General features: G+C 48.0%; 21 protein-coding genes. 12 read left to right on the top strand and 9 right to left on the bottom strand.

Annotated features, from left to right (window positions below):
- Positions 1-25 precede the first annotated feature (25 nt).
- From EC604_RS25790 to EC604_RS25775, 4 genes are all read right to left on the bottom strand, one after another.
- A complete protein-coding gene (locus EC604_RS25790) occupies positions 26-2,503 on the bottom strand; it encodes a DUF4129 domain-containing transglutaminase family protein (protein ID WP_161557047.1) in 2,478 nt (825 codons plus the stop codon).
- Between the two features lies 1 nt (position 2,504).
- A complete protein-coding gene (locus EC604_RS25785; protein WP_123066891.1) occupies positions 2,505-3,986 on the bottom strand; it encodes a DUF58 domain-containing protein in 1,482 nt (493 codons plus the stop codon).
- Positions 3,983-4,966, bottom strand: coding sequence for an AAA family ATPase (locus EC604_RS25780; RefSeq protein ID WP_345789285.1), 984 nt, complete (start codon positions 4,964-4,966; stop codon positions 3,983-3,985). The genes EC604_RS25785 and EC604_RS25780 overlap by 4 nt, the downstream gene beginning before the upstream one ends.
- A gap of 113 nt (positions 4,967-5,079) precedes the next feature.
- Entirely contained in the window at positions 5,080-6,384 is a 1,305-nt protein-coding gene (locus tag EC604_RS25775) for a polysaccharide deacetylase (RefSeq protein ID WP_161557046.1), read from the bottom strand.
- Positions 6,385-6,634: 250 nt separating this feature from the next.
- Here EC604_RS25775 and EC604_RS25770 point away from each other — a divergent pair, with 250 nt between their 5' ends.
- The 6 genes from EC604_RS25770 to EC604_RS25745 all read left to right on the top strand — a co-directional run bounded on the left by EC604_RS25770 (position 6,635) and on the right by EC604_RS25745 (position 12,719).
- Positions 6,635-7,291: a DedA family protein gene (locus tag EC604_RS25770; protein ID WP_123066890.1), complete on the top strand. Its 657-nt coding sequence runs from the start codon at positions 6,635-6,637 to the stop codon at positions 7,289-7,291.
- A 174-nt stretch (positions 7,292-7,465) separates the two neighbouring features.
- On the top strand, positions 7,466-8,980 hold the full coding sequence (locus EC604_RS25765; RefSeq protein WP_123066889.1) for a spore germination protein: 1,515 nt from the start codon (positions 7,466-7,468) through the stop codon (positions 8,978-8,980).
- A 20-nt stretch (positions 8,981-9,000) separates the two neighbouring features.
- Positions 9,001-10,200: a Ger(x)C family spore germination protein gene (locus EC604_RS25760; protein WP_123066888.1), complete on the top strand. Its 1,200-nt coding sequence runs from the start codon at positions 9,001-9,003 to the stop codon at positions 10,198-10,200.
- Between the two features lie 6 nt (positions 10,201-10,206).
- On the top strand, positions 10,207-10,443 hold the full coding sequence (locus EC604_RS25755) for a hypothetical protein (protein WP_123066887.1): 237 nt from the start codon (positions 10,207-10,209) through the stop codon (positions 10,441-10,443).
- Between the two features lie 19 nt (positions 10,444-10,462).
- Positions 10,463-11,578, top strand: a complete 1,116-nt coding sequence (locus tag EC604_RS25750) for a GerAB/ArcD/ProY family transporter (protein WP_123066886.1) — start codon at positions 10,463-10,465, stop codon at positions 11,576-11,578.
- A gap of 16 nt (positions 11,579-11,594) precedes the next feature.
- Entirely contained in the window at positions 11,595-12,719 is a 1,125-nt protein-coding gene (locus EC604_RS25745) for a GerAB/ArcD/ProY family transporter (protein ID WP_123066885.1), read from the top strand.
- Between the two features lie 112 nt (positions 12,720-12,831).
- On the opposite strand, the gene bcp is transcribed toward EC604_RS25745, so the two are convergent.
- The 4 genes from bcp to EC604_RS25725 all read right to left on the bottom strand — a co-directional run bounded on the left by bcp (position 12,832) and on the right by EC604_RS25725 (position 16,051).
- Positions 12,832-13,296, bottom strand: coding sequence for a thioredoxin-dependent thiol peroxidase (gene bcp, locus EC604_RS25740; protein ID WP_123066884.1), 465 nt, complete (start codon positions 13,294-13,296; stop codon positions 12,832-12,834).
- A 122-nt stretch (positions 13,297-13,418) separates the two neighbouring features.
- A complete protein-coding gene (locus tag EC604_RS25735) occupies positions 13,419-14,204 on the bottom strand; it encodes an ABC transporter permease (RefSeq protein ID WP_123066883.1) in 786 nt (261 codons plus the stop codon).
- Between the two features lie 4 nt (positions 14,205-14,208).
- Positions 14,209-15,003, bottom strand: a complete 795-nt coding sequence (locus EC604_RS25730) for an ABC transporter permease (RefSeq protein WP_123066882.1) — start codon at positions 15,001-15,003, stop codon at positions 14,209-14,211.
- Between the two features lies 1 nt (position 15,004).
- Entirely contained in the window at positions 15,005-16,051 is a 1,047-nt protein-coding gene (locus tag EC604_RS25725) for an ABC transporter ATP-binding protein (RefSeq protein WP_090924538.1), read from the bottom strand.
- Positions 16,052-16,280: 229 nt separating this feature from the next.
- On the opposite strand from EC604_RS25725, the gene EC604_RS25720 reads away from it, so the two are divergent.
- Together EC604_RS25720 and EC604_RS25715 are read left to right on the top strand one after the other, a co-directional pair.
- Complete coding sequence (locus EC604_RS25720; RefSeq protein ID WP_123066881.1) at positions 16,281-17,321, top strand: LCP family protein; 1,041 nt, start codon at positions 16,281-16,283, stop codon at positions 17,319-17,321.
- Positions 17,322-17,643: 322 nt separating this feature from the next.
- Positions 17,644-18,960, top strand: coding sequence for a glutamate-1-semialdehyde 2,1-aminomutase (locus EC604_RS25715; RefSeq protein ID WP_123066880.1), 1,317 nt, complete (start codon positions 17,644-17,646; stop codon positions 18,958-18,960).
- A gap of 623 nt (positions 18,961-19,583) precedes the next feature.
- On the opposite strand, the gene EC604_RS25710 is transcribed toward EC604_RS25715, so the two are convergent.
- A complete protein-coding gene (locus tag EC604_RS25710) occupies positions 19,584-20,975 on the bottom strand; it encodes a PLP-dependent aminotransferase family protein (protein WP_240037220.1) in 1,392 nt (463 codons plus the stop codon).
- Between the two features lie 247 nt (positions 20,976-21,222).
- Between EC604_RS25710 and EC604_RS25705 the strand changes: the two genes are divergently transcribed.
- The 4 genes from EC604_RS25705 to EC604_RS25690 all read left to right on the top strand — a co-directional run bounded on the left by EC604_RS25705 (position 21,223) and on the right by EC604_RS25690 (position 26,035).
- Positions 21,223-22,158: a DMT family transporter gene (locus EC604_RS25705; RefSeq protein ID WP_123066878.1), complete on the top strand. Its 936-nt coding sequence runs from the start codon at positions 21,223-21,225 to the stop codon at positions 22,156-22,158.
- Positions 22,159-22,321: 163 nt separating this feature from the next.
- On the top strand, positions 22,322-23,431 hold the full coding sequence (locus EC604_RS25700) for a GerAB/ArcD/ProY family transporter (protein ID WP_123066877.1): 1,110 nt from the start codon (positions 22,322-22,324) through the stop codon (positions 23,429-23,431).
- Positions 23,412-24,881 (top strand): spore germination protein, encoded by a 1,470-nt coding sequence (locus tag EC604_RS25695; RefSeq protein ID WP_123066876.1) that lies wholly within the window; start codon positions 23,412-23,414, stop codon positions 24,879-24,881. The genes EC604_RS25700 and EC604_RS25695 overlap by 20 nt, the downstream gene beginning before the upstream one ends.
- Positions 24,881-26,035 (top strand): Ger(x)C family spore germination protein, encoded by a 1,155-nt coding sequence (locus EC604_RS25690; RefSeq protein ID WP_123066875.1) that lies wholly within the window; start codon positions 24,881-24,883, stop codon positions 26,033-26,035. The genes EC604_RS25695 and EC604_RS25690 overlap by 1 nt, the downstream gene beginning before the upstream one ends.
- Positions 26,036-26,157 lie beyond the last annotated feature (122 nt).

Genomic DNA, 26,157 nt, shown 5'->3' with positions numbered 1-26,157 from the left:
TTGGGCAAACGAGACTGGTCAGGACTTAGCGCTGGCGTCTGGGGGAACGTCGGGCCAGGCGGAGTGCCCGGCGCAAGAAATCAAGACTGTCCGCGCGCAGCGGACGGTCTGGCCCGTATAGCAGCCGCTCCCAGTCGGCTGCAAAGCGCGCGACGTCCGCGCCGTCCGTGCCTGCGGCCACGGCGGGTGACGCTGCGTATTCCCGCAGCGTCATGCCCGGCGGCCGCGGGCCGTACCGGCGCGCAAGCGCGTGCCAGACCGGAGCGGCAGCCTGCAGCAGCCGCTCGCGGTCCGGGAAGCTGCTGCGCGGCCACGCCAGCAGCAGCCCAAGCCGCAGCGCGGGGCGAAGCCGCCGCGTGCAGGCCCATGCAGCGGCGCACAGCAACGCCGCTGCCGCAAGTGCCGTCGCGGCTGGCCACGGCGCCGCGACAAGGGCACGTGCGTGCGCGGCAAGCCATGCGCCCGCACGCTCCAGCCCGCCGCTGCCTGCACCCGGCAGCGGGGCTCCGTCGCCTGGCTGCGCCGAGGCGACCCCTGCGGCGCTGGCATCCACAGCCTGCGCCGAATCAAACCCCGGCGTAGCCTCAAACGGCATCCAGCCCACGCCGGGAAAATACACCTCCACCCAGGAATGGGCATCGCCTTGGGTGACGACAACACGCCCCGGGTTCTGCGGATCCGCTTGTCCTGGGGCATAACCTTTCACCCAACGTGCCGGTATACCCTCGGCACGAAGCAGCACAACCATGGCGGTGGAAAAATGGTTGCAATACCCCGCACGGGTCACAAATAAAAAATCATCCACAAAATCCGTCCCCCGTGGAGGCATTCGGGTATTCAGCGAGTAACGAGCGTTCGCTTTCAGATAACTGCGCACGGCCTGTACAGCATCGTACCGTGTTGCACTTGAACCAATGATCTCGGCAGCAAGATCCCTTACCCTCTCTGGAAGCGTATCTGGAAGCTGTAGATCCTTTCGGCGAATAGAGGCAGGATCGGATGTATTATTTCCGCCAGCATGCTTCTGTCCGCTCACGCTAGAGTTCTTCTTTCCATCCTTACTATCCTTGTCATCCTTGCCAGCACTCTTCCAATCCATTCCTGCACGCTGCCTGAGCTGTTCTGGTGTCACATTCGGCACCATCACATCTACCGTATAATTCCGGACAAGCTCATTCCTGTCCCTTCCCCCTGTAAGCCATAATGTGCCCGTAGATTCATTAGACAGCAGTCGCTTTTCATTCTTTTTATTAAAGGCATCACCATCCTGAAAAGACATACTTACCGGTAATCCTCCCGCAAAAAGTGGATTCGGACCACGCCACTCCCGTTCCATCGTGATGATCTGACGAACACGTTGCCAATAAGGATGCTCCTCCCATCCATCGGAACGTATCAGATCTGATGTGTTCACATAACGAAAGTGTTGCTCCGTATCACTCCAGGCACTCCCATTGTAGTAAGAACGGGTTTCCCCGCGCCAATACGTAGAGACAGGCGTCTTTGCTACAAATACAGGTTCATTCCCCTGTACCAGCGGTGCCCCCATAGGCGCATCAACCGTGCTATATCCCGTCATACTTAGAGAAGCCGGTACACTGCCTGAAGGAGTGTATCCTGCCCATCTAGCCAAACGCTCGACCGTATCCATAACAGAGAGTTGTCCGGCAGGTGACACAACACTGAGCCGTGCAGGAAGTGTAGATATCAACACCACACAGAACGCCGTACCCACCGATACAGCCATCCAATACAAATAAATCTTGCTCCGTATCCGATGGGAGCTGTTCTTTTTACGTCGTGCCACCCTATTGAATGCACTTTCCTGATCCTGCGCATCATGACCTGTTCCTTCCGAAAGTCGCAGCAGGTGAAGCATGCCCTGGATGCATAGCAACCAGCATACCGAACGAACCACCGAGCCATAAGCATCATATCCGACAACACTCTCCAGCAGGATAAGATAAACTAACGTTCCCGTGCCAAACAGAGATATGCTGCGACGAAGCAATACCAAGTACTGTACCGAAGCAAGCAACATGCTCCAGCCGCACAACATAAATAAACCTCTGGTTTCCCTGCTCATCACACGAAAACGTCCTGTGTCGATCCACTCCCCCAGATCAGCATTAAGCACCCCAGGATAAGATAAGCCCCATTCGACAGGATGACTCCCCCCATACATCACACACAGTGCAACGTATATCATAGGGATGCGTAGCGCGATACTGGCCATCCAGCCTGTACGTAGCAGGCCAGCGGATAGAAGGATGGCTGAATAGCCAGCCATGACAGTGGCAAATCGCTCACTGCCTACCTGACCATCAGTAGTCACAGGATATATCCATTCCATGCACAATCCGAGCAGTCCCGCTGTGATAAGCCATAGATATAACACAGGAGTTGAGAGATACATAGACGAAAACAAGAACGGTTTTATTTCCGATCGCTGTGCCTGCACTGACTGTCCAGCAAGAACTGCAGCGTCGGGTTGCTGTTTCATTTTACGCCCCCACATCAACAATCCTCACCTTTCCGCCCAGCAAAGTTCCAACGGTTGTAACAGACTCCTGATAGACCATCTTTACCCCTTTGGATACAAGGCGTTCAGTCCACGCTTGCGAACGGTTCGCCTGTACTACAGACGAACTCAGTGCAGCTGATGCTCCAGGAGGTTCCTCCCCTTTACCCGCCGCTCCCCTCATCTGTCCGTTCATGTGAACTCGCTGACTCGCTCTCTTCCCCGCAGCCTGATTCTCCCGTGAATGAGAGGACAAATATCCGCCGCTTCCGGAGTCTCCATCCATTGTTACGGAATTCCCTGTTAGATAAACACTGGCCTGGAGGCCAAGTGCCAACGCATACTCGATCCATTCGACCAAACGTTCATCCAGCTGTCCGGTGAAGACCATGATACTTGATCCATGTGGAAGATGCTCCAGTCTGTCCACGCCAAGCCGTTCTCCAATCCACCCCTGTTCCTGATGTAATCGGGCATAAGCAAGTCGTCTTAGCGCATCGTCCAAACTGTCGGCATGTTCTCCACCATCCCTCTTTCTTTCACGAACTGCGTAACTGCTACGGTTCGTTTGAGTTTCGTACCCTGCATTCCCTTCTAAAGGCATGTCCAGTTTACCTGCCAGTTCATCTCCACTTAACCAAAGCTGACAAGGCATTTGTGCGTCTATTGCTTCACGTACCCAACTCGCCGCACCAATCACTGCTCGTTCGAACACTTCCTGATCACTTTCCTCTGCCCCAAACCTCTCGTATCCTGAGCTCTCTTCGTATACCATGATTGCGAGTGAGGTACTTTGCGGCATGTCAGGAATCAGCGTATGCAACTTTCCGCTTCTCGCTGAGCTCTTCCAATGAATTCGGTTAAACGAATCCCCTGGTCTATATTCACGAATTTCTGTTCCGGGGACGCCTTGCAACGGATGTAGCACTCCCATACCTTCGCCATGATCCGTCCAAGCTTCCGGCCAGATTGATGTTCCAGCATTCCCGGTTCCAGGCACTACAACAACAGGCTCTTCACCTTTAATTATAGTGTAGACTCTGTTCCAACCAAAAACATCCCCCCAGTACACTCGCCCTTCCTCCCAAACATGCACTCCTCGGGTAAGACCTGTTATCTCATACTGATAAGACCATCGTCTTTTGAAGCCTGGAAAAAGCAATTTGCGATGTATACCCCCAGGGGTGTTATCGCATACCACGAGCCATAGTAGCGGAAGCGGACACCTCACCTGTAAATCAACCCGAACACGGATGCTTTCTCCTGCTGTGATCTGTCCTTGTCGTAAATGTCTGTGTATTTCTATGTGACGGGGACCAAACACTCGCAGGAGTATTCCATATATCACAACAAGCACGGATACCGCTGCCAAGAACAACGCTGATTTTCCGCCATGCCAGAAATAGAGACCACACAGAAGAAGAGCTATCAGCACTTGAGCTATATTCCCGCGAAACCCGCTCATGCGCGTCGTCCCCTTCCCTGCCCACTCATCTGCACAGGTACAGGCACAGACGACAATACTTCACGGATGACTTGCTCTTGCACTGCACTTCCGTCTGCTCTGTTCATTGATTTCAACTGAATTCGGTGGGCGAGAACCGGTACAGCGAGGGATTGCACATCATCCGGCACAACGTAACTACGACCTTGTAAGTAGGCATATGCCTGCACGGCTGTCATCCAGGCCAGCGTCCCACGGGGACTGATGCCCAGTCTTACGGCGTCATGACTTCTCGTAGCTACAGCGACAGCCACAAGATATTGCTTGATCACGGCATCCACATGTACCTGCCTTACTTCACGCTGCATGGCCACCACTTCCTCAGCCAGCATAATCGGACGCATGTTCTCTAACATATCCTTGCTACGCTCACGAGAAAGCAGTTCTACCTCCTGCTCCGGCTCGGGATATCCTAGCGTAATCCGCATCATGAAGCGATCCAACTGCGCTTCCGGCAAACGGTAGGTACCTTCGAATTGCAACGGGTTCTGGGTTGCAAGCAGCAGAAACGGTTTCGGCAATGCGTGAGTTGTGCCGTCTACGGTCACACTGCGTTCCTCCATGGCTTCCAATAACGAAGACTGTGTCCGGGGAGATGCCCGATTAATCTCATCCGCAAGCACGATATTGTTCATCAGCGGCCCGGGTCTGAAGCTAAACTCTCCTGTAGATGCGTGATATATAGATACACCCGTCACATCGGCTGGCATGACATCCGAAGTACATTGAATGCGCCCCATCGCACAGCTTAATGACGAAGCCACGGTGCGAATCAGCATCGTTTTCCCTGTACCCGGTACATCCTCCAACAGAACATGGCCTTCACTAAGCATAGCAGCAATGATATATTGAATTTCCTGTTTCTTGCCAATGATCACATCAGCAATTCGATTGCTGAGCCTGTTTAACAGTTCGGCAGCATGATCATGCTCTATTCTCACTCTGGTCACCTGAACCACACTCTCCTTCCTTGCCTATGAATCCTGATTATCATAATCTATGATTCATTGTTGCCCGGAAGTAGAGAGAATAGTCAGCTGAACTGCTGTTTCTTTCAAATTATGCTATAAAAATGCCTGTGCTCCATAGACGTCCAAGGCGGCTCCACGGTGATTACCCACCCACTGCCCTTGGATTGGACTGTATACTTCTTTGCTCCAAGTTGCTCTATCAAATCACCCGCTGACACCCAGATCGTGCCATCACGGCTCTCCATCACAGCTTGAACCGTCTGGCCATCCTGATCATGCAATCGTTTGGACGTCAATGTTCCCATCGCCGGATTAACTTGCACTATGCGATCTTTCCACCATGTGGTTGCCGTACCTGACGTTTGATCCCAGCTTATACTGCCTTCCAGCTTGTTCATATAACCGCGCAAGGGAACCAATATCGTCTGGTCTTTGATGCGATATTCGTCCGGCTTGAGTTCGACGGTCATATTTCCCAATTGAATTTTGAGTGGTTTGGCTACGATCCATTGCTCTGCATTTGTGTTTACATGTTTGGCAATCCAGCTTGCCGACGGAGACTGGCGATATTTATATTTCACCGCAGGTTTGACCTGGAATTGCACAGGTTTGTCCGAAGCTTGCATCACTTCAAAACGATACCCCTGCTGTTTGTAGTATCGAATAATATCCGGCAATGCCTTGACGGTCTCGGCATGCGCACCCCCATCATGCATCAGCACAACAGCAGAAGACACGCCTGCTGGTACATCTGTTGCATGAGCGACAATGTCGCTAGCGGGCACATTTCTCCGTTTGGAATCCCCGCTGTCAACGTTCCAGTCCATGACAGCGTATCCTCCCTTTTTCAACAGATCAAAATAAGTATGGTCAAAATGTCCATATGTTCCACCAGGCGCTCTGACAAGTGCAGGGCGAATGCCTAAAATGTTGTTAATGATATCTTCCGTGCGCTTGATCTGCTGCCAGAACGTTTGAAAGTTCCGGTATAACTCTTTATATTCATGGTTATATGTATGATTGCCGATAACATGTCCTTCACTTGCAATTCGTTTGATCATTCCCGGCATGCGTTCTGCCTGCTCTCCCAGCACATAAAAAGTAGCCGGAACATCCTCATCGCGTAAAATATCCAATACCTCAGACGTATGTTTGCCCGGACCATCGTCAAAACTCAAGTAGACAACCTTGTCTGATGTTTTGCTTTTCCCCGCTGCTGCTGCGGACGGCACGTTAGCTCCAAACACACCTGCCAGTAGCAATGCAGCGAGTGTGAACCATAAGGATAAATATTTCCGCATACGTACTCTTCCACAGGAATGATTTGAAGTTTGCTGCTCAATCAACTGCCCATTTCGTTGCATCATCTCGTGAGATCCCTGCGTCATTTGTAAATCAACCTCCAGCACTCTATTGAATTTGCTGATAGACTTCAGCAGATTTGTTAGAATTATATGGAGGCAGGTCGCAAAAAAGACGTCAACTCATCTATTATTTTCAACAAATATACCTGACTTCAATATGGGGACATTGATTCTTAATCAGCAATTCGGTAGCATTAGGAAATAACGAACATGAAACGGGCATCATCTACTTCGAAGGCCTGATTCATATGACACCACCAGGAGTGTGAATCTATTGGAATTACTTGAGAAGGTCCAGCAACTATTTGGGTCTTACGGATATAGTGTATTGTTCTTCGGCCTGCTGCTGGAGTTTATTGCTCTTCCCTTCCCAGGCGAAACAACGATGGCATATGCGGGTTACTTGTCGTACAGAGGACAGCTTGATATCGGAACGCTTATCATTCTAGCCTTTCTTGGGACAACGATTGGCATGACCATTACGTATTTTATTGGGGCCAAAGCCGGGCTGCCTTTTATTGTGAAATATGGAAAATGGTTTTTACTCAAACCGGACAAGCTGGACAAGACGCAAAAATGGTTTGCCAAATACGGTTATGGCCTTATATTTATAGGATACTTCATCCCTGGAGTTCGCCATTTCACAGGTTATTTCTCCGGTATAGCTGCGATTCCGTTTCGCAAGTTTGCTTTATATGCCTATTCTGGTGCTTTGTTCTGGGTAGTGTTATTCCTTGGGATCGGTAAGGTGTTCGGTCCTGGATGGAGCGCGGTATTCACACTGGCTCATCAATATACAGCATACATCCTTGCCCTAATTGCATTGCTTGTGATCGCTGGGATCGTCTATCGTTACCGCAAAGCCTTGTTCACTCGTTCCCGTCGCAAGCGCCCCCCTGTTCGTCAGCGCCAAAAACAAAATGCGGACTAATGATGAGTCCATTTAACCTTTAAAAATACAGAAGCCGTGAATATGCGGCTTCTTTTTGTTTGCTTTTATTGGGATATGAAGACCGAATATCCTTTCATTCATATTTTTTTCATAAACTAAAACACTCCCGGTCATACTACTTTCAACTAAAGGATGGGTGAGGGGGAGAAATGGATGGCTAGAGATACACAAATTGCACATGAAACGCATGCCATTCATCCAGATCTGGCTGAGAATATTGCCTATTGCAAAAAAATGATGGGGAATAGCAATGACTTGATGATTCGTCCATTGCAAAGCCTGCACAAATGGCCTTCGATACTGCTATACATTGATGGACTCGTCGATACTCAAGTGGTAAACCAAGCCGTCCTTCACCCCTTGATGCAAGTGCGCAACTTGCCCGATTTCTCAGCGGATGATGAACACCTGAGCTATCTTCAGAATGATGTCCTCACCGCCAGTGAAGTACTGTTCATCGATGATATGGATGCTGCCTTGAAATCCATGCTGGCAGGCGAAGCTATCCTTCTGCTGGATGGATCTACCCGCGGGCTCAAAATCGGTGCTGCAGGTTGGGAAGACCGCGCTGTAGGCGAACCCGTCTCTCAAACCGTTGTGCGTGGACCAATGGAAGGATTCACAGAAAATTTGCGTACGAATACAGCTCTGATTCGCAAGCGCATTCGTGACCCTCAGCTTTGGATTGAGGAGCGCGAGATTGGACGTGTCACCAAAACCAGGGTAGCTGTCTTATATCTGGAGCACACCGTCAACGAAGATGTTGTTGATGAGCTCCGCAGACGGCTGGATGAAATTGATATCGACAGTATTCTGGAGAGCGGGTACATTGAGGAACTGATTCAGGACAAAACCACGACAATCTTTCCAACGGTTTACAACAGCGAACGTCCAGATACGGTATCTGCCGCACTGCTTGAAGGGCGAGTTGCCATCATTATAGATGGTACACCGTTTGTGCTGCTTGTACCTGCATTATTCATGCACTTCTTTCAATCTCCTGAAGATTATTATCAGCGTGCTGATATCAGTTCCCTTGTTCGTTTGCTGCGATATTTATCGTTTCTGATCGCGATGCTGGCTCCATCCTTTTATATCGCTATTTCGACATTTCATCAGGAGATGCTGCCAACCACCTTGTTGATCAGCTTGGCTGCCCAGCGTGAAGGTGTGCCTTTCCCAGCCTTCATTGAAGCGGTTCTGATGGAATTAACCTATGAAATACTGCGAGAAGCGGGCATTCGAATTCCGAGAACGGTCGGACAGGCCGTATCCATTGTAGGCACACTTGTTATCGGACAAGCCGCGGTAGAGGCAGGTGTTGTCTCGGCGGCGATGGTTATTATCGTTTCCATCACGGCGATCTCCAGCTATGTCATTCCGGAGAACGGATTGTCTATTTCGGTTCGTATTTTGCGTTTTATTCTGATGATGGCGGCGGCAGCTTTTGGATTCTATGGCATCCTGATTGCGTTGCTCATTACGTTGACTCACCTTTGCAGCTTGCGCTCTTTTGGGGTCTCGTACATGTCTCCTTTTGCCCCCTTCATTCAGAATGATCTGAAAGATACGCTGTTTCGTGTTCCGTGGTCACATATGAAAACCCGCCCGTTATCCAACGGCACTTCGAACGTAACGAGGCAGAAACGTAAAAAAACCAAGCGTTAGTGAAGGCAGGAGAACAAGTTATGATGAAATGTTTACGCGTCATGCTATCCCTCGTCGTTATACTGCCATTGCTGAGCGGTTGCTGGGATCGCCAGGAGCTGAATCAGCTAGGAATTATGCTTGGTCTGGGTGTAGACCGAGACGGCGACATGATTAAAGTTAGTGCACAAGTGGTTGTGCCTCGTGAGGTTGCCAAAGGCCAAGGAACTAATGCTACATCAGTTACCCAATACCAAGCAAGTGCCCGTACACTGCTTGAAGCGATTCAAAAACTTACCGAGACAAGCCCTCGCGCCATCTTTATGGCTCATATCCGGGTGTTAGTATTCGGAGAAGAGTTTGCGCGAAAAAATGGCATATATGACGTCATAGAAGCACTATTAAGGGAACCAGACGTACGTCCGGACTATTATGTGATGGTAGCTCGTAAAACGACGGCCTCCAACATTTTGAACGTGCTCACTCCGCTGGAAAACATTCCGGCAGAAAAATTGTTTAACGCTCTTGATATTTCCGCCAAAAGCTGGGCTCCGACAACAACCGTGACCAGTGACAAGCTGATGCAATACATTCTTACGCCCAGTATGTCCCCGGTCATTACTGGAGTCGAGCTTGTTGGAAATGAAGAGGGAAGTGGAGAAACCAAAAATGTTGAGAGCATCAAACCACCGGCATCTCTCCATTTTAGCGGCCTTAGCGTGTTTCGGAAAGATAAGCTGATTGGCTGGCTTGATCAGGATAAGTCTAAAGGCTACAACTACATTCGTGACAATGTGAAATCGACAATAGGACCAACCCAATGTCCAGGTGGGGGCTACGTTACTCTAAAAACACTCCGTACCAAGACCGATCATAAGGTCAAAATGGTTCGGGGCGAGCCCCAAATCCATCTGAAAGTCAATACGATCTCCGTCATCGGTTCCGTCGACTGTGAGATGGAGATCGGTTCGATGGAAGCCATCAAACAATTGGAGGAACTGGCACAGGACCGAATTGTCGAATTGATGAAAGGAACCGTAAGTCTGGTGCGTAGCAAATATAAAGTGGACATCTTCGGCTTCGGACAAGACATCTATCATAAACACCCGAAACTCTATAAAAGAGAAGAAAAGAATTGGGATAAATACTTTCAAAATCTAGATATTAAATATGAGGCTAACGTGCAAATCCGTCGCATAGGCACGTTGGACAATTCATTTATGAAAAAAGCCAAGGAGTGAGTGCGCTTGCTGCTATCGATTGCAGTTATCGTTATCGGGTGCCTGATGGGGGTGATCGATCTACCTAAGTTATGGAAAAACAAGGAGTGGAAAGAAGTCACTGTCTATTCCTTGTTATTGCTGACAGGCACCTTTTTTGGTGTTGTCGCGGTCAATCTATGGGAGTTTCCAAGCCCGCTCTACATTATCATCTGGATTTACAAACCCGTGAATCAATTACTGGCTTATATTACGGGGAGCTAGCCAAAGGGGAGTTGACAACATGCTGGAGCAAGGTCGGCTTGGCATTAGACAATTATGTATCTTGACCATTTTGATTATTGCCGGTGACATGATGATGATCTACCCCTCAGTGATCGCAACCTATTCGGGGCAAAATGCCTGGCTTTATGCCTTAATCGGTGTTCCTCTTGGCATGGGCTTAATGTATCTGTTCGTCAAACTCGCAGATACGTATCCAAATGAAAATTTAATTGGCGTTTTTCGCAAAATCCTTGGATTTTGGCCAGGTACAGTGTTATCCCTGTTTTACCTGATGTATTTTATTTTTAGCTCTGCAGCACAATCACGGGTTGTTGGTGATTTCATGACCAGTCAAATTTTTTTATATACGCCCATACGGGCTGTGCTTTTTATTTTTGTAATCCCTATCGGCTGGGCTCTGTATAACGGACTGGAAACCATCGGGCGAAGCAGTGAAATACTCGTACCGATTATTACTACTTTTATGTTTATTTTAGTCGTTTTTTTGTTGCCCGAGGTACAATTAAACCAGCTTGTACCCTTTACGGACACCACCTTTAGCCAGTTTACGCATGGGATTGTGATCGGTTTTATCTATCCGGTCGGTGAAGCCCTTCCCATTCTGATGATTCTTCCATATGCAAGTCAACAAGCTCACCGCACCCGTGATCTGATGATATCTGCCGGATTTGGTAATCTGCTCATGGCCATTCTGGTTACGATTTCTATGCTGGTTATGGGACTTTTTCTTACTCAGCACACGATTTTTGGTTCTTTTGTATTATCCCAAAAAATCAATATCGCTAATTTCTTTCAGCGTATTGAGGTTCTAATGGCTTCTTCCTGGTTGATATCCACCTACTTTAAAGCCACCGTTTATTTGTATGCCTTTGTTCTTGGTGTCGCTGAGCTTTTTCGCTTCAAAACCTACCAATTTCTCATTTTGCCATGCGTACTGATTGTGTATGCGCTATCTAACATTTTGACACCCAATATGCCCTTTTTTAATACAACCGTCATTCCCTATTGGCTCGAGTGGGATTTTACTGTGAGCCTGGTCTTACCTGTCTTGCTGTTAATCATTCATCTGATTAAATCCCGGTTAACAACCATAAAAGGTAAAACAAATTCATAAAAGGAGGGTGAAGATCATGCTAATTAAAGAGAAACTTACCGTAAGGCAATTCGCTGTTCTCACCTTCTTATGCCTGATCGGGGATATGATGCTAATCTATCCTACATTAATTACCTATTCCGGCCGCCAGGATGCTTGGATCTGTACAATCGTCTCTCAATTTATTGGCATGGCCATATTGTGGATTTTCTATAAACTGAATCAGACGTATCCTGGACTTACACTTATTGAAATTTGCTCTAAAATACTGGGCAAGTGGGTAGGTGGAATTTTAGCTGCTTCATACTTGTTTTACTTTCTGATCGGGTCGGTTATATGTATCCGCGAAGTCGGAGATTTTATGACCACTCAGATTTACCTCCACACCCCGATTCGGGCAATCATTCTTCTTTTTGTCATTGCGCTAGGCTGGTCAGCACTCAAAGGATTAGGAACTTTTGGCAGATCCGCAGAGATTTTAGCGCCATTTGTTATCCTTAGCTTGAGCATCTTCATTCTTTGCTTGCTCCCACAGATGGAAATATCCAATATCCAGCCCTTCTTCGACACACCCTTGTTTTCGTTTATAAGCGCGAGTATTCGAGGTGCTACAACTCCATACGGAGAACTTATCATTATCACCATGATTTACCCCTATGTAAATCACGGCATTCACAAGACGAGAGACATGTTTTTAGCCGGGTTGCTTGGCGGGGTCATATTAATATTCATCCTTCTGACCTCTCTGCTTGTGCTTGGGGCTGAACTGACCCAACACAACATCTATGTAACCTACATCCTTGCACAGAAAATTGACATCGGTGGCTTCCTGCAACGAATTGAAGCACTCTCTGCCATAGCCTGGCTCGTATCTACTTATTTTAAGACTTCTCTGTACACGTTTGGATTCATCTTAGGCCTTGCTCAGCTGTTTCGTCTCAAGTCATACCAGCCACTCATCCTGCCGACCACGCTATTATTATTTGGCATGGCTATTGTGCTTTCGCCCGATGTTCTTTTCTACACCCTCGGCATCATGTACCCTTGGTTCTATTGGGACATTACAGTCAGTATCGTCATTCCTTTGTGCTTGTTGCTGGTTTATCACATTAAAGGCCGATTCAAACAACCTAATAACGCAAATGCTGTTTCACAAAAATAAACAGGCTGCATCTCAAGTGGAATGTTATCCATAGATGTAGCCTGTTTATTGTTAACCATGCTAGCTGTATGCGCATGGCTCGTTTTATTTTCACAGCATCAGACCCGATGAATTACAGCCCTTTTACCGTATCCATCGCCTCTTCAATATGTCCCTTCACGCGTACCTTCGTCCATTGCTTGATCAGCTTGCCCTCTTCATCCAGCAGAAAGGTGGAACGCACGATGCCCATATACTCCTTACCGTACATCTTCTTCAACTGCCATGCGCCAAACTGCTCGGCAACCGTGTGCTCCTCATCCGATAACAGGATAAAAGGCAGTCCATATTTGGCAATAAACTTGTCATGTTGTTTCATCGGATCGGTGCTGATGCCTAGAATGACCGTATTCAGCCCCTGAAACTCCTCATGTCGATCCCGAAAATCACAGGCTTGCTGCGTGCAAGACGAGGTCATATCTTTGGGATAAAAATAGATTAGAACTCGCTTGCCGCGAAAATCAGACAACTTCACGGACTCACCCGTGCTGGATGGCAGTTCAAAATCCGGAACTTGTACACCTTCTGCTAAAGTCATTTTCATGTCCTCCTTGGAATTCAAATGATATGATCCTTCAGACTTGCGTGATGTAATCCTTTAAGCTCACTCTCAGAAACCACTGGAATTGGCGTTACGTGACGAAATGATTTCTTAGCAGGTCATGACCCTGCTCCCCGATACCGCTTCACACCGAAGTTCCACAGGGTAAGACCAATCGTTGCAAAAACTAGCCCCATAACCGGGGTGAGCAAAGCCATACGATGCATCTCAGCTCGATCAAGGAACAGTGCTGCCGGATAGATGCCAACAAAGGCAAACGGAATGATCCAGGTGAGCAGCACCTGAATGGCTCTGTTATAGATCGTTACCGGGTAACGTCCATACCCTTGAATATTGTACATCAGCGGCAAAATACCTGTCGGCGCATCGGAATAAAAGGATAGTGACGTCAATGTGGTATAGATGCCCGCATAGATTAGCACTGAACTTAGTGCCAATATAATCAATGCAGGGATATGCCACCATTCCAGTACAAGCCCCATCTCTGCTCCACTGATGATCATAATGATTAACCCGATGAACGACCCCACTAAGGAAGGGGGATCTACATTTTCAAGCAGAATCTGAAAGAGGTTATGTGCCGGTCTTGTCAGAATGCGATCCATCTCACCTTTGACAATGTACCGCTCGCTGAACCCCCACAGGTTGATAAAACAGCTGAAAATGCCGTATGGCACCATAAAGTACCCGTAAACAAACAATACTTCCGCTTCACTCCAACCGCCAAGGTTGTCCGTATGCCGGAAAACGACAAAGATAAAGATCAGATTGGTTGCCTGAAACAGCAGATCCGAGATAATCTCAACCCAGAAGTCGGCCCGGTAGGTCAGACGTGTCTTCATGTAATTTTTTAAATATTCCCAGATTAGACCGATATAGTACATCCGCTTATCCCCCTTGCACGAACAGACGCTTACGCGCCTGCCGCCAGATCAGCACCATGGGTATGAGAAGCAGGATAAACCAGAGCACCTGAATCCCGAGTACATTCCAGATGCCTGTGCCTTCCACTCTACCCGTGAAAACTGAGCCCGGCAGATAAGTAATAGCCTGAAATGGCAGCACCTTCATGATCGTAGACAACCAGTCCGGGTACAAACTGATTGGAATGATCAGGCCCGAAAACAGATCGACGACCACACGTTTCATGCGCATCATACCTTCGTTATTTTCCACAAAAAATGCGGCCAGTCCCGTAATGACATTAATCTGGGAATTAATGATGAAACTGAAGAACAACATGACGAGAAAACCGATCCACGCCGAAGGCGCTGTTGGAAGCTCCACCGGGAACAGCAGAATGGCAATGATCATGCCCGGAATCATAAGCAGTAAGAAGCGGAAAATACCTTCGCCAAGCCCCTGCATCATTTTGACCATCACATAGTTAATTGGCCGGATAAACTGAATCGCAATGGAACCATCCCGAATGTCAGCGGCAATTTCCCGGTCCAGATTGTTAAAGTAAAAAGCACGCGCCATCCACGAGACGGCAACATACGTTGTCATCTGTGCTGCCGTAAACCCGCCAATCTCTCCACTGCTTCCGTAAATAGCTTGCCACGTAAAGTAATACACGCCAATATTCAGCGTATATATCAAAATGCCGGAATAATAATTGACTCGATACGCAAGCATCGTCAGAAAACGAATGCGCATGAAATCGATAAATGCACTGTTCATCTTAGGTAGCACCTACCGCTTCTTTATCTGCCGACACAATCTCCGGGCGCTCCGCCGAACCGGACTGGTAAATGCTGCGCACAATCTCATCCGTATTCGTCTCAATGATCTGAATATCCGTGATATCCGCCTGACCCACCACACGTGCCAGCACATCCGAAACGTTCAGTTCCAGCGGAATCCACACGGAAGCAGACAACTCATTCTCCACAGTCCACCGCACAGGCATCGCCGCTGTCCATTCCTGCATCTGAGTCATCGTATGACCTGTACCAAATTTAAACCGAACCTCGCGCTCCGTGCCCCACTGGGACTTGAGGTGATCCAAGCCACCATCATAGATGATGCTTCCCGCATCCAACATGATGACTCGCGAACATAAGGCTTCGATATCCTGCAAGTCATGTGTCGTGAGCAGTATGGTTGTACCATGTTGCTCATTCATGTCTTTCAGGAACTCGCGGATTTCCGACTTTACCACGATATCCAGGCCAATGGTCGGCTCATCCAGGAACACAATGCCTGGATTGTGCAGCAAGGCCGCTACCAGTTCACAGCGCATCCGCTGTCCGAGACTAAGCTTGCGCACCGGGCGACTAAGCAGTTCCTGTAATTGCAAACGCTCCACCAGCTCGTCCAGCCGTTTGCGGAAGTCCTGCTCTCCCACACGGTACACTTTGCGAAGCAGATGGAAGGATTCAATGACACCGATATCCCACCATAACTGGCTGCGCTGTCCAAACACAACACCAATATTTTTGACAAACTTCTCCCGTTCCTGATACGGAACATACCCACCTACCGATAAATGCCCGGATGTAGGCACCAAAATGCCGGTCAACATCTTGATCGTTGTTGATTTGCCGGCACCGTTCTCTCCAATATATCCGCAGATTTCACCTTGCGGTATCTGAAATGAAATATCATTCACAGCCAATACTTCCTGGTATTGACGTTTGAACAGATCCTGAAACGCGCCCTTCAGCCCGCCACGGCTTTTCTGGACGTTAAACGACTTTCGCAAATCTTTGACATCAATCGCCAGCATGTTTATACCTCACTTGGATTTTGTTGAAATTGCTTGTAGCCCAAAAAGAAATTATAATAGTAACAGTCAAAATTCAGCAAGCTTTAAAAAATAGTTCGAAGTGGCCTCCTCTGCCTTGAGGTTTGGAGGGAAGGCGAACGGAAAGCTTCGAAACTATACGGAAATTCAACGCAACTTTACATGTACTGAAATCGTTTATTTTTTATCTCAAATACAAAGGAGCGCTAGCATGACCAGAAAGACGAAGAGGACCCTATGGATCTCTCTTGCCGCCTTCGTGTTAATTGTTGGAGGGGCAGCGGCCTATTATTTTGGTTCTATTCTTAATCAGTTGGATGGATTGCAGAAAAAAGGCGAGGATTCGCCATTTGCCAATATTGAAAATGTAGAGAAAGTGAAGGCACCCGACCCTCCAAAATGGGAAGGTACCGAAACTGTGAACATATTGGTTATGGGTGTCGATGCCCGCGGTTTGAAAAAGGGTGAAGTGCCGCGTTCCGACAGCATGATGGTGGTATCACTTGACCCGCTGACCAAAAAAATCAACCTCTTCTCGATCCTGCGTGATACTTACGTGACGATCGACGGATATGGTAAAGACCGGATTAACACAGCCATTACCCATGGCCCGAATGTAGCAATGGAAGCCGCAAGTGACTTGCTCGGCATCCCTGTTCAATATTATGTGTATACCGATTTCCAAGGATTCATCAAATTGGTCGATGCGGTTGGCGGTGTAGACTTTGATGTCGAGAAGGATATGCATTATGTGAGTAAAGCCGACAACAATGAGTACGATATTGATCTGAAAAAAGGCTACCAGCATCTCGACGGTAAAACAGCTTTGATGTATGTTCGTTTCCGTCACGATGCAATGTCCGACTTCGCACGCTCGGAGCGTCAGCGTGAGCTGCTCAAAGCGGTAACGGCCAAAATGCAGTCCACGACAACGATTGCCAAGTTGCCTTCCATCCTGGAAGAAGTTAGCCCGTTTGTAGATACCAACCTCACCCTTTCCGACATGTGGAAGCTGGGCGGACTTGGTTACCAGAGCAGCATGAACGGCAGTGAGCAGGTTCCGCCAATGAACCTGTTAAAAGAAGAACGGACTCCTGGTGGTGCACAAGTCTTGTCGGTAACCAGTGAAGAAAAACTGAAACAACATGTTCAGGATATCATTCATCCGCCAGCCAAGACGGAAGACGAAAAAGCCAAAGAAGACAAGACGGCCAGCGGCAATGAAAAGAATGCACAGCAACCCGCAGAGTAAATGGACTCTATGACACGGAGCACTAGTTATGCATGTATGCCATGACATAGGTCTGAGCTAACTTGGTAAATGGTTGATTGGATTAAAACATCAATTCGTGTGGCAGTAAAAGTCACGATACACGGTTACTCGATAAAGGGTACGTAGCCTGTGACTATAAAACATGCCATTTATAACATAGCGATGATCTCATTCATTCTCAGAAGGGCAGCCTATATGCTGCCCTTTCGCTATGCCTGTTCGCCAAAGTATGCGAAAATAATCATATCATGCTATTGTTTGGCTAGTTTAAACTAACGGAATTACGAAAGGAAGTTATCTCATGAATACACGAACGAACTCGGAGTTGTTATATACAGAAGCCCTGGAGCATATTGTAGGCGGCGTAAACAGCCCTTCTCGCTCATTTAAAGCGGTAGGCGGCGGGGCACCCGTTTTTATGAAAAAAGCGCAAGGTGCTCACTTCTGGGATGTTGACGACAACAAGTATATCGATTATCTCGCAGCATACGGACCGATTGTGACTGGACATGCCCACCCCCATATTACCAAAGCCATAACGGAAGCTGCTGCAAATGGTGTCCTGTACGGCACGCCAACGGAGCTTGAGATCAAGCTTGCCAAAATGCTCAAGGAAGCGATCCCGTCCATGGACAAGGTTCGCTTTGTGAATTCTGGCACGGAGGCCGTGATGACGACGATTCGCGTAGCTCGCGCATATACGAAACGGAATAAAATCGTAAAATTTGCCGGATGTTATCATGGTCACTCCGATCTCGTACTGGTCGCTGCAGGCTCAGGCCCATCTACGCTTGGCATTCCCGACAGTGCAGGTATCCCGACAAGCATTGCTCATGAAGTCATCACCGTTCCATATAACGACCTGGGTGGTCTGAAGGAAGCACTTGAACGTTGGGGTGACGATGTAGCGGCGGTTATGGTAGAGCCTATTGTCGGTAACTTCGGTATGGTTATGCCAGAGCCAGGCTTCCTGGAAGGTCTCTGTGCAATGACACGCGCGAACGGTTCACTCGTTATTTATGACGAGGTCATTACTGCTTTCCGTTTCCACTACGGCTCTACTCAGACGTATGCCGGGCTGGACAATCATGCGGAGATCGAACCTGACCTCACTGCACTTGGGAAAATCATTGGCGGCGGCTTGCCGATCGGTGCCTACGGCGGACGTAAACATGTCATGGAGCAGGTTGCTCCACTCGGCCCAGCGTATCAGGCCGGAACGATGGCAGGCAATCCGGCCTCCATCTCGGCGGGGATCGCTTGTCTTGAAGTGTTACAAGGCGCTGGCGTATATGAAGAGATGGAGCGTCTCGCCATCGATCTGACCGCTGGCTTGCAGGCTTCCGCTGACCGTAACGGCATTGATCTGACGATCAACCGCATTCGTGGTGCGTTCTCCACGCATTTCTGCAATCATCCAGTGACGAACTATGATCACGCACAAGACACGGACGGCGAACGCTTCGCGTCCTTCTTCCGCCACATGCTGAATCGCGGCATCAATCTGGCTCCTTCGAAGTATGAAGCCTGGTTCCTGACCACCGCTCATACAGACGAAGACATTGCTGTTACACTCGAAGCGGCTGAAGCTTCTTTTAAAGCCATGGCACAGGAGTAAGAGCAAGAACCGTCGGGTAGCGTATAAGGTAAGGAAGCGTCGAGTTCTGGAAATAGTACATTGGGTAAAGTTCAGAGTGATGGAGTAGTACATTAGGGTAAAGCGTAAAAGTACATTGTGTAGTACTGGGTTTGAGCATAGCGTATGCGTACAGCTACCGGGTAATTCATGGCATTAATGCTGAGCCTTCGAGTAGCGATGGGAATTTGTGTAGATCTGTAGAGTAGCGCATAAAGAAAGGAAGCCTTATTTTCCGCTTTTTGGTCGATTTTGAAATCTAACGATCACAGAAGACGTTATTTTGCAAAATGGAGCCCAATTCCCCCCCTCAAAGGGCCATTTCGGACAAAATAGCGTCGCTGGTGATCGTAAGAATATGGATTGGCTGAAAACTGGCCAAATAAGGCTTCTCAGGATCGTTAGAATTTTCCGGCCTAGAATAAGGGATAATGCAAGGCCGCAATCTCATTCAATCCGGCAAGACCTAGCCTTTACTTCACCATCCCAATAATGTTTTGGAGATGACTTTATCTCAGGTGCGATGATAGCCCCCACTTAATACCCACCTTTCGCAACATAATTTAAAATTCTAGATAGACCAGCCCATTAAAGGTTGGTCTACTTCACGTTGTGGATCTAATCTGCAATCTCAATATCTCCTCCCGGATGATCTGCATCCCCTCTGCAATACGCTGTTTCGGAACATTGGAGATGTTCAGTCGCAGCATCTGATCCCTGTAGGCACGGTACGTCCCTTCGGGATAATATCGTTCTGTTGTATCGGCAATAATTCCGCGGTTCTGTAAACGGGATATTAAAGTGCGGACAGGTATATTCTCTGGCAAAGGGAGGGCAGTATGTTCCCCACCGGTTCGCGGTGCAACACGAAATGGTTCGAAATCGGAATTAGCTGCCAGCTGTTCATGCACAACTTCCATTCGCGCGGCATAGCGGCTACGAATGATTTTGCGATGGTGGGCAAACATACCGCTATGAATGTACACTTCCAGCGCAGCTTGAGACAGCAGTGAGGTGTCGATATCCAGCATTCTTTTCATTGAACCGAAAGGGGCAATCAAGGCTACAGGCAGTACGGCTACACCAATACGAAGTCCAGGGAACAGAATCTTGGAATAACTTTTCAGATAAATAACACGGTCATGCGTATCATAAGCCCACAAAGGATCTTGTCTCGCGCTGTCCTCCAAATCGGCCAGATAGTCGTCTTCGACCAGATAAACATCATATCGCTCCGCAAGTCGAAGAAGTCTCTTCTTTTCCGCCGCCTTCATGGAAGTTCCGATGGGATTGTGGAACCGTGGGATAACATAGAAAAACTTGATATCCCCCTCCGCAAGCTGGCGTTCAAGCGAATCCCAGTCCAGTCCTTCCTCAAACGTTCTTCGTACACCTGCAATAGGCACGTTCAAGCTCTGCAGTAAGGTAGGCATATTGTGATATGTAGGCAGTTCCACCATGACTTTGGTTTTTTCACCGGGAAAAGGCATCAAGGCCAGCGCCGCAAGCGCCTGCTGCACACCAGATGTGATGAAAAACTGTTCCGATCGCGCAAATACCTGATAATCGGCAAACTGTTTCTGTAATAGCTCAATCAGCGAGGGCAATCCTTGCGCGGTGCCGTATAAAAATAGCTCGTCTTGCTTCTGTTTCATCGCCACCTCCACGCAATGCCGAAAATCCGCATAAGGAAACACCCTTGGATCAGGAGCCGCCGACGCAAAATCCAGCGGCTCCTGCCAGTCCATATCCTGTACACCTAAACCATTCTGAACGGCATAATAACCGGATTGGGGTACGGCGTACACCAAATGTCGCTGTTCCAACCATTCATACGCTCGAATCGCTGTACTCACACTGCATTGAAATTGTTCCGCCACACGGCGAACCGCTGGCAACCTTATTCCTTTGTCATCCCACTGGCGGCTCCCCTGCTGAACCATTTGCTCCTGTATCCACTGTTGCAATGCATGAGCAATTACCTCATATTTTTTCACCCTATTCACTCCTCTCTTTGAAATTGTACCGGTACAATCGCTTGTTTTCTGTATTGTAGCACAGCGGAAGCAGAAGTATATTGAATAAGGCTGATATGTTATGTTCCATCGCTTGACACATAATCAGCAAATCTAGTTCATCGGAATTTACGTTGAGTTACCCTAACTCAACTTAGTGTTGACCTTAGTATGAAGCATACGTTCCAAAACGATATCGGACTACATCGCATTACTGGAGGGAAAAGAAATGAATACTACACGTAACCGAACCTATGCTTATATTGCAGCTGTTGTTTATGCCGCCATTATCGGACTATCTTTTTTATATGTGAAAATGACGGTCACCATTGCTCATCCCCTAGATGTGCTTGCACACCGTTTCGCTCTGTCACTCATTGTGGTGAGTATTCCTGTGCTGTTCGGCTGGATTAAAATCAATCTTCGTTTAGCTGATCTTTGGCGAATCATTCCGCTAGGGCTGCTCTCGCCTGTGCTCTTCTTTGCCTTTCAAGCGTTCGGACTGGTAACCTCCAATTCTTCGGAAGCGGGAATTATTCAGGCGATGGTGCCTGTCTTTACCCTTGCCCTAGCTTCCGTTTTTCTGAAGGAACGTACATCTATTTTGCAAAAAATGTCTCTGCTCCTTTCTGTCGCTGGCGTCATCTTTATCTTTGCCATGAAAGGTAGCGGAATGTCGATGAGTAATATGCAAGGCATTGTACTACTGGTTCTTTCGGCCATCAGTTTCGCAGGTTACGGGGTACTCGCAAGACCACTTACTCGGCAATATAAACCGCTGGAACTGACTTGGGTGACCTTAATGGTAGGGTGTGTTGTGTTTAATGCAATTGCACTAATACGCCATGCATTTACGGGCTCGATGGTTGATTATGTTCAGCCGCTCGGAGATCTATCCTACCTGGGTGCCCTCGCTTATCTGGCTATCTTATCTACCATGGTATCCACCCTGCTGTCCAGCTACGCCCTGACTCATCTGGAGGCTTCACGTGTCAGTGTGTTCAGTAATCTGTCTACACTCATCTCCATCGCAGGCGGTGCACTGATTCTACATGAGCCTGTTCAGAGTTATCACTATGTAGGTGCGATCCTGATCATCATCGGTGTACTTGGCACCAATATGAGCGGTCGCAAACGTAGGTTGGTCAATCATGCTAAAGCATGATGCCCGCCAAGCCAGAAACACCGCAAAAAAACGAGGCTTGAAGTACGCGAGGCGATGGGTATCCGGTATTTCGATCTTTGATGATATACAGGGTCCTGTATGAAGCTTCCCAAACACGTTAACACTGCTGAGGATACTCTACTCTGAAAAGGAGTTCCTCAGCATGAAGCGTACACAACCTTCGTTCTTGCAAGCCATGATGTTAATCATGTTATCTGTAGGCCTGATTAGTCATGTCTTAATTATCCCTGCCCTTCTAAGTGCAGCTAAAAGGGACTCTTGGATTTCCGTGCTTTTATCGACCGGACCACTGCTGCTCTTTGCTTGTATGCTTGCTTTTGTATCCCGCTTTCTACAACATCAGACTTTACATGATTGGCTGTCTTCCCATCTTGGTAAACCCGTAGGTTTTCTGTTGCGGGTGGGAAACAGTCTCTTTTTTCTATGCGTCATCTACTTTACACTACGTGACACCACGACCTGGGCCAAAACGAACTATCTGACCGAAACGCCTGTGATCGCAACAACGATCGCACTTATGGCTTTATGCGGATATGCTGCCTATAAGGGTATGCGTGCGCTGGCCTTTACCGCCGGACTGATTCTGCCGCTCGTCGTGCTGCTCGGCTTCTACGTCGCCATTGTCAATTCCCAGTATAAAGATTACAGCCGCCTTCTTCCTGTGCTCGAGCATGGTTGGTCACCTGTATTTCATGGCATGATGTACAGTCTGGCAGGCATGTTTGAATTGCTTTTCCTCTGGTACATTCAACCTCATCTCACCAAACGTATAAAGTTATGGCAGTATCTAATGCTTGCATTGATCATGGTTGGTTTAACAACAGGCCCGCTCATTGGAGCGATCGTAGAATTTGACCCTTATGAAGCAGCCAAAATGAGATACCCTGCCTTTGAAGAATGGCGTATCGCCTCCCTGGGCAAATATATTGCGCAGACCGATTTCTTTTCGATCTATCAGTGGCTCGCAGGTTCATTCACTCGGATCAGTCTGGCCATGTATATTGTGGTAGAAATTTGGAATATTAAGAGCACTTCCAGAAGGATGATTGCTTGTGCGTCTTTGGCTGTATTCTTTATTTTATCCATGCTGTATCCTCTGGACGATATTACTTTCGCGAAGATTCTGGTTGACTACATCTTTCCATATAATCTCGTGTATCTGAGCGGATTTGCGGTTCTGGCAACGATCGTTGCCTTCATCCATTCACGCCAGCAGAGGAGGAAACAACACCATGGAGAAACACCCGATTGACACGACATCCTATGACACCCTGCTTGCCTCCCTGAGAAAAAACTTTGAATCCTGTGCGGATGTCGTCATCCAGACATTCTCTGCCCAAGATGAGACGGTTCGGTCTGTCATTGTGCTCTATTGCGACGGTCTGGTGGACAGTAAACAAATCAATCAATTCATTATTCCACGGTTAGAAAAACATACATTGATTATGGAAGAAGCTGTACCCAAGGAACTTGGGCTTACGCTGAATCCCATAGAGGACATTTCTGATCTCCAGAACATAAACATGCTCCTGTTTAGCGGGCAGCTGCTACTTATTTTTGAAAACGGTGTACAGGCCTGCAGTCTGGATATTGCCAATATTCCGGGACGCACACCAGAAGAGTCCGCCATCGAGACGTCCGTCAAAGGACCGCGTGATGGTTTCACCGAAGAACTGTCCACGAACATCGCCTTGGTTCGCAAACGATTGAAAACGTCATCCATGTGTTATGAGAAAATTATAAAAGGGGAACGGACACAGACAACGATCGGCCTCTTATATGTCAGAGATATTATTAATCCCGAAATTCTAGAGACCGCTCGGAGCAATCTGAATCAGATTAATGTCGACGGAATTATGGGCACCTCTATCATGGAACGTGCCGTCATGGGAGGGGTACGAAGTATCTTTCCGCTGACGGATAATTCTGAACGTCCAGACTATGTCGCGGACTCCTTGATTAACGGACGGTTTGCTGTGCTCACGGATGGATCACCCGTAGCCGTCATTGCACCGACAACACTGTTCAATCAGTTGAAATCCCCTGAAGACGAGAGCACTCCATTTTTCATCGTGACCTTTGAACGGATATTACGGATTGCCGGACTGCTTATTGCCTGTTTTTTTCCGGCTTTCTACATCGGTCTGACCAGCTTCAATCTAGAACAAATTCCGCTTCCGCTGCTTGCAACAATTGCTGGAACGCGGATGGGACTACCTATGCCGGTTACCCTTGAAGCTTTCCTGATGATTTTCATGTTTGAACTGTTCAATGAGGCTGGACGAAGGCTGCCGCGTGCATTGGGACAGACCGTCAGTGTGGTTGGTGGCTTAATTATCGGGGATGCGGCCATTCGTGCCGGAATTACGTCTCCCACAATTATTGTCACAGTAGCGATCTCCGTCATCTCCAGCTACATTCTGGTGAACACCGTTCTTGGAGGGGCTACATCCCAAATACGTATCGGGATGCTGATCGCTTCTTCGATCTTGGGTTTATTCGGATTTATGGTTGCCCTGTTTGCCTTGTTAGTCCATCTCGTATCTCTGGAGTGTTACGGCGTATCCTACCTCTCCCCTGTATCACCGTATATTCCGGGAGATTTCACACAGGCCGTATCCATGCCACCTTCCATGACACGCACCAAACGCCCAGCTGTATTACGCACACAGGACTCTACCCGTCATAAGGAAAAACCTTGATGAGAAGGGCTTGCGTAAGTAGCATAGTTGCGGTTTGTGTCATGCTGCTAACGGGATGCTGGGATTCCAAGGAAGTGCAGAGCATTAACTTTATTACAGCCATTGGCATCGATTATGCGGATAATCAATATACGACATACGCCCAGTTAATCGATTTTTCCAGCATCGCAAAACAGGAAGGTCCGACACCAAGAGAAGGCAGTCAGATATGGATCGGAAAAGGCACCGGCACAACGTTAAGTATGGCGATCAACAATCTGTATGAGACGTCGCAGCAGCAAACGTTGTGGACTCATGTGAAAGCCATTGTGCTGTCCAAAAATGCATTGGAAGGACGACTTGAGGATATTTTTAACACGTTACTTCATTCCGGACAGCTGCGATATACACCATGGATCTATGCAACGGAACAAGATATGTCCACATTACTCTCTCCTTCCGCGATCCTGAACCAATCGGCTCAAACGATTGAGTTGTTTGAACCGATGAGGCTGTATAGGCAGCATTCCGGGTATGAACCCATTCGTCTTCATCAGCTGCTGGATAGTCTGAGAGAACCTGCATCTGTGGTGTTGCTGCCTTCGGTTTCCACTAAAAATCAGACGTGGCATAACGGTGAAGAGACCCCGCCGCTGATTCGAATGGATGGATTTTACGTCGTGAGCAATGGAAAAAGTCAGGGGAAAGTCTCTGGTGCCGAAGCAGACGGCGCCCGTTACGTAAATTATGACCATGTGTACCAATATCCGCTGTACGTTTATGGGAAGCATGGTAGTACTCCTGACCTTACATTGACTCTTCACAAACCCAAAACGCGTATAAAGGCGAGAAAAAGCATCAACGGTGTCACTTTTGATCTGTTCACTTCAGTGAAAGGTACGATTGCTGAGGACCACGACTCCTATCGATCTCCTCGTGTAATGGAACAGGAGGCCGGCCGGCAGATTGAGGCTCAAATCCGTAAGACGTTTACTACAACCAAAGCGCGAAAAATAGATTCATTGGGTCTTGTAGAGCATCTCTACCGGCATCATCCCGATTGGTGGAGAGCTGAGGTTGCCCGGCGGGCAGAACCCCTTGCTCGTATTCATCTCGGCAAAGTTGAAGTCGACGTGAAAATCCTGAATGCCAGTACCTATAAATATGGGGAGTAAATGGATAAGCAAAGACCTGTAATCTGCATCGAAACTGTCGCAGACTACAGGTCTTTCTGTGCTTGGTCAGTGCTTGTTAGCGTGGCAAGATGAGTAAGACACCGTACAATATTCAATAGTTA

Source organism: Paenibacillus amylolyticus, assembly GCF_003719335.1.
In the GTDB taxonomy this organism is placed as follows: domain Bacteria; phylum Bacillota; class Bacilli; order Paenibacillales; family Paenibacillaceae; genus Paenibacillus; species Paenibacillus amylolyticus_D.
The sequence above is the reverse complement of the archived record's forward strand: the minus strand, read 5'-3'. Positions and strand labels throughout refer to the sequence as shown.

Excerpts from the sequence above, each read along its gene's own strand:
- EC604_RS25730 (WP_123066882.1), bottom strand. The coding sequence starts at position 15,003 with ATGAACAGTGCATTTATCGATTTCATGCGCATTCGTTTTCTGACGATG.
- EC604_RS25725 (WP_090924538.1), bottom strand. The coding sequence starts at position 16,051 with ATGCTGGCGATTGATGTCAAAGATTTGCGAAAGTCGTTTAACGTCCAG.
- EC604_RS25775 (WP_161557046.1), bottom strand. The coding sequence starts at position 6,384 with ATGACGCAGGGATCTCACGAGATGATGCAACGAAATGGGCAGTTGATT.
- EC604_RS25705 (WP_123066878.1), top strand. The coding sequence starts at position 21,223 with ATGAATACTACACGTAACCGAACCTATGCTTATATTGCAGCTGTTGTT.
- EC604_RS25695 (WP_123066876.1), top strand. The coding sequence starts at position 23,412 with ATGGAGAAACACCCGATTGACACGACATCCTATGACACCCTGCTTGCC.
- EC604_RS25690 (WP_123066875.1), top strand. The coding sequence starts at position 24,881 with ATGAGAAGGGCTTGCGTAAGTAGCATAGTTGCGGTTTGTGTCATGCTG.
- EC604_RS25720 (WP_123066881.1), top strand. The coding sequence starts at position 16,281 with ATGACCAGAAAGACGAAGAGGACCCTATGGATCTCTCTTGCCGCCTTC.
- EC604_RS25765 (WP_123066889.1), top strand. The coding sequence starts at position 7,466 with ATGGCTAGAGATACACAAATTGCACATGAAACGCATGCCATTCATCCA.
- EC604_RS25735 (WP_123066883.1), bottom strand. The coding sequence starts at position 14,204 with ATGTACTATATCGGTCTAATCTGGGAATATTTAAAAAATTACATGAAG.
- EC604_RS25715 (WP_123066880.1), top strand. The coding sequence starts at position 17,644 with ATGAATACACGAACGAACTCGGAGTTGTTATATACAGAAGCCCTGGAG.
- EC604_RS25790 (WP_161557047.1), bottom strand. The coding sequence starts at position 2,503 with ATGAAACAGCAACCCGACGCTGCAGTTCTTGCTGGACAGTCAGTGCAG.
- bcp (WP_123066884.1), bottom strand. The coding sequence starts at position 13,296 with ATGACTTTAGCAGAAGGTGTACAAGTTCCGGATTTTGAACTGCCATCC.
- EC604_RS25760 (WP_123066888.1), top strand. The coding sequence starts at position 9,001 with ATGATGAAATGTTTACGCGTCATGCTATCCCTCGTCGTTATACTGCCA.
- EC604_RS25750 (WP_123066886.1), top strand. The coding sequence starts at position 10,463 with ATGCTGGAGCAAGGTCGGCTTGGCATTAGACAATTATGTATCTTGACC.
- EC604_RS25785 (WP_123066891.1), bottom strand. The coding sequence starts at position 3,986 with ATGAGCGGGTTTCGCGGGAATATAGCTCAAGTGCTGATAGCTCTTCTT.
- EC604_RS25700 (WP_123066877.1), top strand. The coding sequence starts at position 22,322 with ATGAAGCGTACACAACCTTCGTTCTTGCAAGCCATGATGTTAATCATG.
- EC604_RS25745 (WP_123066885.1), top strand. The coding sequence starts at position 11,595 with ATGCTAATTAAAGAGAAACTTACCGTAAGGCAATTCGCTGTTCTCACC.